9 protein-coding genes and 2 pseudogenes are annotated in these 9,332 nt (G+C 66.6%); 10 read left to right on the forward strand and 1 reads right to left on the reverse strand.

The window, feature by feature from the left end; all coding sequences use genetic code 11:
- A pseudogene (locus QZY06_RS11350) lies at positions 1-429 on the forward strand (electron transfer flavoprotein subunit beta/FixA family protein); the annotation flags it as partial.
- Positions 430-1,362 carry an FAD-binding protein gene (locus QZY06_RS11355; RefSeq protein WP_043373371.1) on the forward strand — a complete coding sequence of 311 codons (933 nt, stop codon included), beginning with the start codon at positions 430-432 and terminating at the stop codon, positions 1,360-1,362. It abuts the pseudogene before it with no gap.
- A gap of 119 nt (positions 1,363-1,481) precedes the next feature.
- Here the strand turns inward: QZY06_RS11355 and QZY06_RS11360 are convergent, their stop codons facing one another.
- Positions 1,482-2,285 carry a helix-turn-helix transcriptional regulator gene (locus QZY06_RS11360; protein ID WP_295684265.1) on the reverse strand — a complete coding sequence of 268 codons (804 nt, stop codon included), beginning with the start codon at positions 2,283-2,285 and terminating at the stop codon, positions 1,482-1,484.
- Between the two features lie 98 nt (positions 2,286-2,383).
- Here QZY06_RS11360 and QZY06_RS11365 point away from each other — a divergent pair, with 98 nt between their 5' ends.
- The 8 genes and pseudogenes from QZY06_RS11365 to QZY06_RS11400 all read left to right on the forward strand — a co-directional run.
- Positions 2,384-3,838 (forward strand): MFS transporter, encoded by a 1,455-nt coding sequence (locus QZY06_RS11365; protein WP_033938326.1) that lies wholly within the window; start codon positions 2,384-2,386, stop codon positions 3,836-3,838.
- A gap of 16 nt (positions 3,839-3,854) precedes the next feature.
- Positions 3,855-4,799 carry a LysR family transcriptional regulator gene (locus QZY06_RS11370; RefSeq protein ID WP_058166402.1) on the forward strand — a complete coding sequence of 315 codons (945 nt, stop codon included), beginning with the start codon at positions 3,855-3,857 and terminating at the stop codon, positions 4,797-4,799.
- Positions 4,796-5,059 carry an EexN family lipoprotein gene (locus QZY06_RS11375; protein WP_033938320.1) on the forward strand — a complete coding sequence of 88 codons (264 nt, stop codon included), beginning with the start codon at positions 4,796-4,798 and terminating at the stop codon, positions 5,057-5,059. Before QZY06_RS11370 ends, QZY06_RS11375 begins: the two co-directional genes overlap by 4 nt.
- 234 nt (positions 5,060-5,293) lie before the next feature.
- Positions 5,294-7,303: a conjugal transfer protein TraG gene (locus tag QZY06_RS11380; RefSeq protein WP_058158361.1), complete on the forward strand. Its 2,010-nt coding sequence runs from the start codon at positions 5,294-5,296 to the stop codon at positions 7,301-7,303.
- The gene (locus QZY06_RS11385; RefSeq protein WP_033938318.1) at positions 7,300-7,776 is read left to right on the forward strand and encodes a ribbon-helix-helix protein, CopG family; all 477 of its coding nucleotides are present in this window, start codon (positions 7,300-7,302) and stop codon (positions 7,774-7,776) included. Before QZY06_RS11380 ends, QZY06_RS11385 begins: the two co-directional genes overlap by 4 nt.
- A complete protein-coding gene (gene trbB / locus QZY06_RS11390; RefSeq protein ID WP_295684279.1) occupies positions 7,773-8,843 on the forward strand; it encodes a P-type conjugative transfer ATPase TrbB in 1,071 nt (356 codons plus the stop codon). Before QZY06_RS11385 ends, trbB begins: the two co-directional genes overlap by 4 nt.
- Entirely contained in the window at positions 8,840-9,217 is a 378-nt protein-coding gene (locus tag QZY06_RS11395) for a TrbC/VirB2 family protein (RefSeq protein ID WP_058158359.1), read from the forward strand. Before trbB ends, QZY06_RS11395 begins: the two co-directional genes overlap by 4 nt.
- Positions 9,214-9,332 (forward strand): annotated as a pseudogene (locus QZY06_RS11400) (conjugal transfer protein TrbD); the annotation flags it as partial. The gene QZY06_RS11395 and the pseudogene QZY06_RS11400, both read left to right, overlap by 4 nt.

The following is a 9,332-nucleotide window of genomic DNA, read 5'->3' on the forward strand; positions in this document are numbered from 1 at the left end:
GAACAGCCCGGCCTCGTGATCCTGGGCAAGCAGGCCATCGACGACGACTGCAACCAGACCGGCCAGATGCTGGCGGCGCTGGCCGGTCTGCCGCAAGCCACCTTCGCCTCCAAGGTCGAGCTCGCCAGCGACAAGGCAGCCGTGACCCGCGAAGTGGACGGCGGCCTGGAAACCCTTAGCCTCACGCTGCCCGCGGTCATCACCGCCGACCTGCGTCTGAACGAACCGCGCTACGTCACCTTGCCCAACATCATGAAGGCCAAGAAAAAGCCGCTGGACACCATCAAGCCCGAAGACCTCGGCGTTCAAGTCGCCCCGCGCCTGAAGACCCTGAAGGTGACCGAACCCGCCAAGCGCGGCGCCGGCGTGAAGGTGGCTGACGTGGCCGCCCTGGTCGAAAAACTCAAGAACGAAGCGAAGGTGATCTAAATGTCGGTACTCGTTATTGCTGAACACGACAACGCATCCATCAAGGGCGCAACCCTGAACACCGTGACGGCTGCAGCCGCTTGCGGTGGCGACGTGCACGTGCTGGTGGCCGGCCACAATGTCGGCGCTGCCGCACAAGCCGCCGCCCAGATCGCCGGTGTCGCCAAGGTCATCCACGCCGACGCCGCAGGCTTGGCCCACGGCCTGGCCGAGAACGTGGCCGCCCAGGTGCTGGCCATCGCCGGCAACTACAGCCACATCCTGTTCCCGGCCACGGCCGGCGGCAAGAACGTGGCCCCCCGCGTGGCCGCCAAGCTCGACGTCGCCCAGATCAGCGACATCACCAAGGTGGTGAGCGCCGACACCTTCGAACGCCCCATCTACGCCGGCAATGCCATCGCCACCGTGCAAAGCAGCGACGCCACCAAAGTCATCACCGTGCGCACCACCGGCTTCGACGCCACAGCGGCGACCGGAGGCAACGCAGCAGTGGAAACGGCAACCGCAGCGGCAGACACCGGCAAGAGCAGCTACGTGGGCAGCGAAATCGCCAAGAGCGACCGGCCCGAACTGACGGCGGCCAAGATCATCGTCTCCGGCGGCCGTGCGCTGGGCAGCAAGGAAAAATTCGACGAAGTCATCACCCCGCTGGCCGACAAGCTGGGCGCGGCCATCGGCGCGAGCCGCGCGGCGGTGGATGCGGGCTACGCGCCCAATGACCTGCAGGTGGGCCAGACCGGCAAGATCGTGGCGCCGCAGCTGTACGTGGCGGCGGGCATCTCGGGGGCGATCCAGCACCTGGCGGGCATGAAGGACTCCAAGGTGATCGTGGCGATCAACAAGGACCCGGAGGCGCCGATCTTCAGCGTGGCCGACTACGGGCTGGAGGCGGACCTGTTCGCGGCTGTGCCGGAACTCGTCAAGGCCTTTTAACTTGGATGAGATACACCATGGAGCTTCGGCATTTGCGTTGCTTTATAGCGGTGGCCGAAGAACTTCACTTCGCTCGCGAGACCGAGCGGCTGCCTACCGGGCAGCCGACACGGCCTCAATCAACGCTCCTGCGCGGTTTGATCCTGTGTCCTGGCATACACCACCAGCCGCAGGTGCCGGTCTTCATCGACCGTCAGCGAAGTGTGCTCGAACGGCTCGGCCTTGCCGTCGATCACCAGCATGCGCACGCCGTTGCAGGGCGCATGAACGTCGTGCTTGCGCCACCACGTCTTGAACTCCGGCGACACCCGTTCCAGCTCGTCCACCAGTCCGTGAATGTCGGCTTCCTGCGTGGCGCGGGCGAAGTCGCGGCGAAAGCTCGACAGCATCAGCGGGGCTTGTTCTTCCCAGGCGTCCATGCGCTCATGCAGCAGCGGGTCGGTGAACAGCAGCCAGAGCAGGTTGCGCCGCTCGGGCGCATGCGAGCCGAAACCGAAAAGCGCATCGGCCGGCGCATTGAAACCCAGCACGTCCCAGCGCAGGTTGAGTACGAAGGCCGGATGCGGCAGGTCGTGCATCAGGCGCCGCACCAGCGGCGGCAGCACGCACCAGGTCTTGCCCGGCTCGGCGGGCGGCCGCTCGTGTGCCAGCAGGAACAGGTGGCGGCGCTCGGCGGCATCCAGTTTCAACACCCGCGCCAGGTTGTCCAGAAAGGCGGCCGACACGCCGATCTCGCGCCCCTGTTCCAGCCATGTGTACCAAGACAGGCCGACGCCGGCGAGCGCGGCGACTTCCTCGCGCCGAAGCCCCGGCGTGCGGCGGCGGCCACCGCTGGGCAAGCCCACATCGGCAGGCGTCAACCGTTCACGGCGTGCCAGCAGGAAGGCCGCCAGATCGGAGCGGGTTCGTTCCAGGGTTCGCATCGCCTATCTCGTTGCTTTGAGTAATAGCATAAATAGTTAAATTGTAATTGCTTAAAAAGGATTTGAGAATGATCGCGTCTTTACCCTGGATACGCAAGATGACCTCAAATTCCTGCCTCTCGACGCCGCCTGCGCGCGCCGTCAGCGGCCCGCCCTGGCTCGGCTTGTCCGTGTTGCTGCTGGCCGGTTTCGTCACGATCTTCGACCTGTTCGTGGTCAATGTCGCCATCCCCAGCATGCAGGCCGGGCTGGGTGCGAGCTTCGCGCAGATCGGCTTCATCGTGGCCGGCTACGAGCTGGCCTTCGGCGTGCTGCTGATTACCGGCGGGCGGCTGGGCGACCTGTTCGGGCGTCGCCGCCTGTTCGTCGTCGGCATGGCGGGCTTCACTGTGGCTTCGGCCTTGTGCGGGCTGGCGCCCAGCGCTGGCTTCCTGATCGGTGCGCGGGTGTTGCAGGGGCTGGCGGCCGCCTTGCTGTTCCCGCAGGTCTATGCCTCCATCCGTGTCAACTTCGGCGGCGGCGACAGTCGCCGCGCCTTCGGCCTGCTGGGGATGACGCTGGGCCTGGCCGCCATCGCCGGGCAGGTGCTGGGCGGATGGCTGGTGCATGCCGACCTGTTCGGGCTGGGCTGGCGCAGCATCTTTCTCATCAACGTCCCTATCGGCCTGCTCGCCATCGCGGCGGCACGCCACATCCCCGAATCTCGCGCACCGCAACGCCCGGCCCTGGACTGGACGGGCGTGGCGCTGGTCAGCGCCGGGCTGGCGCTGCTGCTGGTGCCGCTGATCGAGGGGCCGGGGCAAGGCTGGCCGGCCTGGAGCCTCTGGTCACTGGGCGCGGCGGTGGTATTGCTTGCGATGTTCCATCGTCAGCAAGAGCAGCGGCGCATGGCTGGCGGATTGCCCCTGGTGGACATGCGCTTGCTGGCCCAGCGCCGTTTCGCGCTGGGCGCGTTGCTGGTGCTGCTGGTCTATTCCACGTCCAGCTCGTTCTTCCTGTGCTTCGCCTTGCTGGTGCAGACCGGACTGGGCCTCGATCCCTTCGTCGCGGGCAGCATCTTCGCGCCATGCAGCGTGGGCTTCGTCCTGGCATCGCTGGCTGCGCCGCGGCTGGTGGCGCGCTGGGGAACCCGCGCCATCGTCGCGGGTGCGCTGGTCTATGCGGTTTCCATCGGGCTGCTGATCGCGCAGGTACGGATGGCAGGCGCGGAGCTGGTGCCCACGCGGCTGATTCCCGTGCTGATCGTGGTCGGCGCCGGCCAAGGCTTCATCATGACGCCGCTGCTGAATCTGGTGCTGGGCTTTGTCGATGAAGCCCAGGCCGGCATGGCGGCTGGCGTGGTATCGACCGTCCAGCAGGTCGGCGCGGCGCTGGGCGTGGCTGTGGTCGGCATCCTGTTCAGTGCGGCGCTGGCCACGGGTGGTGGCATGGCAGCGCAAGCGGGCCAATACGCCTCGGCCTTCGTGGCAGGAATGCTCTACAACCTGGGCGCGGCCCTGCTGGTTTGCGTGCTGTTGCTGATGCTGGCAAAAGCGCAGCGGCCCGCAGGCTGACGCGGAGCGGCACGCGATGGAGCTTCGCCACCTACGCTGTTTCCTCGCCGTAGCCGAAGAACTGCACTTCGCCCGTGCGGCGGAGAAACTGCACATCGAGCAGTCGCCGCTGTCGCGCGCCATCAAGGAACTGGAAGAAGAACTGGGCGTGGTGCTGTTCGCCCGCACCACGCGTAGAACCCGACTAACGCGAGCGGGCACGTTGTTCCTGGCGCATGTGCCGCGCGTCTTCGCAGCCATACAGCAGGCACGGGAGAGCGTGAAGGCTGCGGCCAACGGCTTTCACGGCCAGTTGCGTATCGCTTTGTCCGATGGCATCACGCCATCGCGCCTGCCGGCTTTGCTGGCGCTGTGCCGGCAGGAGGAACCGGAAGTCGAAATCCGCTTCTTCGAGGTGCCGCTGGCGCAGCAGATCAAGGGTCTGCACGATGACCTGTACGACGTGGGCTTTGCCCGCGCCGATGAAGCCGGCGATGGCGTCGTCGCCTTGCCCGTCTGGAGCGATCCGCTGATGGTGGCCGTGCCCGCGCGCCATCCCTTGCTGGCCCACAAGCGCATTCCGCTCGAAGAACTGCTGCGTTATCCGCTGGTGCTGTGCGATCCGCAGGCGTGCGAAGGTCATGCGCGGCAGGTCGAGCGCGTGCTGCGCCGCGTGGACATGGAACCCTTGGTGGCCGAACGGGTGGCGTCCTGCGACTTGATGATGGCGCTGGTCTCCGCAGGCTTCGCCCTGGGCTTGACTGGCGCCGCGCACATCACCGCCAGCCGGGAGCAAGGCGTGGTGGCACGGCCGCTGGCGGGACGCTCGCCGCTGCTCACGACCTATCTGCTGCGCCTGGATGGCGAACCCTCGGAAACGCTGGCCCGCTTCATCGAGCGCGTGCAGGCCATCGAGTCCCCCGAAGATGCCAGGCCAGCGCCAGGCCATATCCCTGATCCCTCGGAGGAACCCAAGCCATGAAGAAGGCAATGCTGTTTTCGCTGGCCGTGGTGCTGACCGCCTGCGGCCCCGCCGATACGCCAAAGACGGAAAGCGTGCCAACCGTTGAAGAACTGGCATCCGATCCCGTGCGCCTGAAAGAGCTGCGACAGCAGTGCAAGACCGATCGCGCCACGCTCGGCGACGTGTTGTGCAACCGGGTAGCCGAGGCCACGCGCAAGCGGTTTTATGGTGATGGCAACACACCTTATACGCCGCCGGAGAACCCGCCCAAGTTCTGATCGCTGGCGATTCGCCACGAACTTTTCATTTTCTGCCCGACACGCCGCAATGCGCCTTCGCTTGCGGCGTTTTTCCTTGGCCCGATGCGGCCCTAATTCTTTCCAATTGCTCGACCTTTCTTCCGATAACGGTCTTTGACCGGCACCGACCCGGCACCGATCCTCACGCCATGCGGCACGTCCTTGTGCCGCGTGTGAGCGAGGAATCAGCGCAGGAGAAATCGGAGGCCAGTCATGCAAGGTCAGGGCGTGCTGTTCGGGCAGATCGCCGCTGTTTTCAGCATCGTGATCGCCGGCGTATGGAGTGCAACGCAATGGACAGCGGCCGCTCTCGGACATCAAGTACGTCTTGGCTCGCCCTGGTTCGACTTCTTTGGCACGCCGGTCTATCACCCTTGGCGACTGTTCGAGTGGTGGTTCTTCTTCGATGCCTATGCGCCGCACATTTTCGACGTAGGCGGTGCGATTGCCGGCGGTAGCGGCCTACTGGCCGTGCTGGTCGCCATCGCCATGTCGGTGTGGCGCTCACGGCAGGCCAAGCTGGTCACGACCTACGGTTCGGCGCGTTGGGCCGATGCCGCCGACATCCGCAAGGCGGGCCTGACGCAGCCGGCCGGTGTGTTCCTCGGCCAGCATGATCGCCAGTACCTGCGGCATGAAGGCCCGGAACACGTCCTGTCCTTCGCACCCACGCGCTCGGGCAAAGGCGTGGGCCTGGTGGTGCCGACGCTGCTGTCGTGGCCTGCCTCGGCCGTCATCCACGACATCAAGGGCGAGAACTGGCAGATTACGGCTGGCTGGCGTTCGCGCTTCTCGCATTGCCTGCTGTTCAACCCCACCGATGCCAAGTCGGCGGCCTACAACCCGCTGCTGGAAGTGCGGCGCGGTGCGCATGAAGTGCGCGACGTGCAGAACATCGCCGACATCCTGGTCGATCCCGAAGGGGCGCTGGAGAAGCGCAACCACTGGGAGAAAACCTCGCATGCGCTGCTGGTGGGCGCCATCCTGCACGTGCTCTATGCGGGCAAGGACAAGACGCTGCGCGGCGTCGCCAACTTCCTGTCCGACCCGGCCAGCCCCTTCGAGCTGACCTTGCACCGGATGATGACCACGCCCCACCTCGGCGATGGCCCGCATCCGGTGGTGGCCTCCGCTGCGCGCGAAGTGCTCAACAAGTCGGACAACGAACGCTCCGGCGTCCTGAGCACCGCCATGTCGTTCCTGGGTCTGTACCGCGATCCCACGGTGGCCGAAGTCACCTCGCGCTGCGACTGGCGTATCGCCGATCTGATTGCTTCCGAGCATCCGGTGTCGCTGTATCTGGTGGTGCCGCCTTCGGACATCAGCCGCACCAAGCCGCTGATCCGGCTGATCCTCAACCAGATCGGCCGGCGCCTCACCGAATCGCTCGATGGCAGCGACGGCATCGACCGCCGCCACAAGCTGCTGCTGATGCTGGACGAGTTTCCGGCGCTGGGCCGTCTGGACTTCTTCGAGACGGCGTTGGCCTTCATGGCCGGCTACGGCATCCGCAGCTTCCTTATCGCGCAGTCGCTCAACCAGATCGACAAAGCCTACGGCCAGAACCATTCGATTCTGGACAACTGCCATGTGCGTGTGACCTTCGCCACCAACGACGAACGCACGGCCAAGCGCATTTCCGAAACGCTGGGAACGGCCACCGAGCTGCGCGCGCAGCGCAACTACGCCGGCCACCGGCTCGCGCCGTGGCTCGGGCATCTGATGGTGTCCCGGCAGGAAACCGCACGTCCGCTGCTCACCCCAGGCGAAGTGATGCAGCTTCCGCCAGATGACGCCGTGGTGATGGTGTCCAGCGTCGCGCCTATTCGGGCGAAGAAACTGCGCTACTACGCCGACGCCAATTTCAAGCGCCGCGTGCTGCCGCCGCCCCCGCTGGCGGACGGGCAGTACGCCGACGCGCCGCCATCGCGCCCCGACGACTGGAGCGGCCTGGCGATTCCGGCCGTGCCTGCCGCGCCGGCCGTGGCACCCGCCGATGGCCTGGGCGGCACCGACGACGGTGGCCCGCGCCGGCAGCCGGAGCTATCCGAGGTTGCCGAGTACCACCCTGAACAAGCGCCAGCCGCCAACGACCTGGCGCTGCTCGATGACGACGACTTGCCGCTGCCTGCCTTTGCCGCGCTTCCCGGCCAGCTCGATCCGGCCATGCAGCGCACGGCCCGGCTGGCTTCCCTCGACCCCAACGACGGAATCGACTTATGAGCCAATACCGCCTCAACCTGTTCATCCAGCACGAGCACGCCAAGCGCCTGGACGAACTGGCCGCCAAGAAAGGCGTGTCGAAGTCCAGCATCGTTGCCGCTGCCTTGGCGTCCTGGCTGTCTCCCGACGCGGGCGATCAGCGCGAGGCCGCCATTGCCAAGCGGCTGGATCGCCTGTCGCGGCAGACCGAACGCCTGGAGCGTGACCAGAACATCCAGATCGAAACGCTGGCGCTGTTCGTCCGCTACTTCCTGACCGTCAGCACGCCGGTTCCCGAAGCGCATCAGGAAGCGGCCCGCGCCCAGGGCAAGGCGCGCTTCGAGCAGTTCGTCGAACAGCTTGGCCGCCACCTGCTGCGCGGCCGCAGCCTCGTGCGCGACGTGGTGGAAGAACTGCACCCGGACACCGCACGCATGGATGACGCGGCGGCATTGGCCGAAGCCCATGAACGTGCTGCGGAGCGTGCCTCATGAGCGCCGTTCCGCAGTTCCCGCCCGAGCCACGTTCGTCGGCCGCGACTTCGCTGGATCGCCGCATCCAGATGTTGCGCACGGCAATGGGGCCGCTGATCGCCACCGCGCTCGAAGACCCGGACGTGGTGGAAATCATGCTCAATCCCGACCGTACCCTGTGGGTCGATCGCCTGTCGTCGGGTCGCACGCCGCTGGGCGTCGAACTTCCCGAAGCCGATGGCGAACGCATCATTCGTCTGGTCGCAGCGCATGTCGGCGCGGAAGTGCATCGCGGCCAACCGCTCTTGACCGCCGAGCTGCCCGAAACCGGCGAGCGTTTCGAGGGCATCTTGCCGCCGGCCGCACCGGGGCCGGCCTTCGCTCTGCGCAAGCGTGCCGTGAACATCATCGGCCTGGATCGCTACGTGGCCGACGGCATCCTGACCGCCGGGCAGGCGGACTTCCTGCGCCGCGCCGTGCGCGAGCGGCAGAACATCCTGATCGCCGGCGGCACCAGCACCGGCACGACCACGCTGGCGAACGCGCTGCTGGCCGAGATCGCTGCCACGGGCGATCGCGTACTGGTACTCGAAGACACCATCGAACTGCAATGCGCGGCCCGTGACCATGTACCGCTGCGCACCCGTGCGGGCGTGGTGTCGATGCAGGAGCTGGTGCGCGCCACGATGCGCCTGCGCCCAGACCGGGTGATCGTCGGCGAAGTGCGCGGCGGCGAAGCGCTGGATCTCATCAAGGTGTGGGGCACCGGCCATCCAGGCGGAATCGCCACCATCCACGCCGGCTCCGCGCTGGGCGCGCTACTGCGGCTGGAGCAACTGATTCTCGAAGTCGCGGTGAACCCGCCGCGTGCGTTGATCGCCGAGGCGGTCAACGTCGTCATCCACATCGCCGGACGTGGCCGTAAGCGCCGCGTCGAAAGCATCGCCCGCGTCGTCGGCTTCGACGCCGCTGGCTACCAACTGGCGGACGCGCTGGAAGCGCCGCTTCCCGAGCTGCCGCCGGTTTCCCTCGCAGCCGCTGCCGCTGCGCCTTTCCCGTCCCCCGACCCCTCTGGAGAACTGCCATGACGCCTAGCCATGCTTTCCGTACTTCCGTAAATCCGGTGCCCATCCTTGCACGCCTGCGGCGCCTGGCCCGGCCTGCCCATCGGGGCCTGATGCTGGCCGCCATCATGCTGATGACGGCCGGCACGGCGCAGGCCGCCGGTTCTTCGATGCCCTGGGAAGGGCCGCTGCAATCCATCCTGGAGTCGATCCAGGGGCCGGTCGCACGCATCGTTGCCGTCATCATCATCATTGCCACCGGCCTGGCGCTGGCCTTTGGCGACACGTCGGGGGGCTTCCGCAAGCTGATCCAGATCGTCTTCGGTCTGTCCATCGCCTTTGCCGCGTCCTCGTTCTTCCTGTCGTTCTTCAGCTTCTCCGGTGGGGCGGTCGTATGAGTACGGCGACCGATCTTCCGGGCTTTGAAGTGCCGCTGCATCGCTCGTTGACCGAGCCGATCCTGCTGGGCGGCGCGCCGCGCACCGTGGCGATCGCCAACGGCACGCTGGCCGC

It is taken from the genome of uncultured Nevskia sp. (genome assembly GCF_903885465.1).
In the GTDB taxonomy this organism is placed as follows: domain Bacteria; phylum Pseudomonadota; class Gammaproteobacteria; order Nevskiales; family Nevskiaceae; genus Nevskia.

Excerpts from the sequence above, each read along its gene's own strand:
- QZY06_RS11355 (WP_043373371.1), top strand. The coding sequence starts at position 430 with ATGTCGGTACTCGTTATTGCTGAACACGACAACGCATCCATCAAGGGC.
- QZY06_RS11360 (WP_295684265.1), bottom strand. The coding sequence starts at position 2,285 with ATGCGAACCCTGGAACGAACCCGCTCCGATCTGGCGGCCTTCCTGCTG.
- QZY06_RS11365 (WP_033938326.1), top strand. The coding sequence starts at position 2,384 with ATGACCTCAAATTCCTGCCTCTCGACGCCGCCTGCGCGCGCCGTCAGC.
- QZY06_RS11370 (WP_058166402.1), top strand. The coding sequence starts at position 3,855 with ATGGAGCTTCGCCACCTACGCTGTTTCCTCGCCGTAGCCGAAGAACTG.
- QZY06_RS11375 (WP_033938320.1), top strand. The coding sequence starts at position 4,796 with ATGAAGAAGGCAATGCTGTTTTCGCTGGCCGTGGTGCTGACCGCCTGC.
- QZY06_RS11380 (WP_058158361.1), top strand. The coding sequence starts at position 5,294 with ATGCAAGGTCAGGGCGTGCTGTTCGGGCAGATCGCCGCTGTTTTCAGC.
- QZY06_RS11385 (WP_033938318.1), top strand. The coding sequence starts at position 7,300 with ATGAGCCAATACCGCCTCAACCTGTTCATCCAGCACGAGCACGCCAAG.
- trbB (WP_295684279.1), top strand. The coding sequence starts at position 7,773 with ATGAGCGCCGTTCCGCAGTTCCCGCCCGAGCCACGTTCGTCGGCCGCG.
- QZY06_RS11395 (WP_058158359.1), top strand. The coding sequence starts at position 8,840 with ATGACGCCTAGCCATGCTTTCCGTACTTCCGTAAATCCGGTGCCCATC.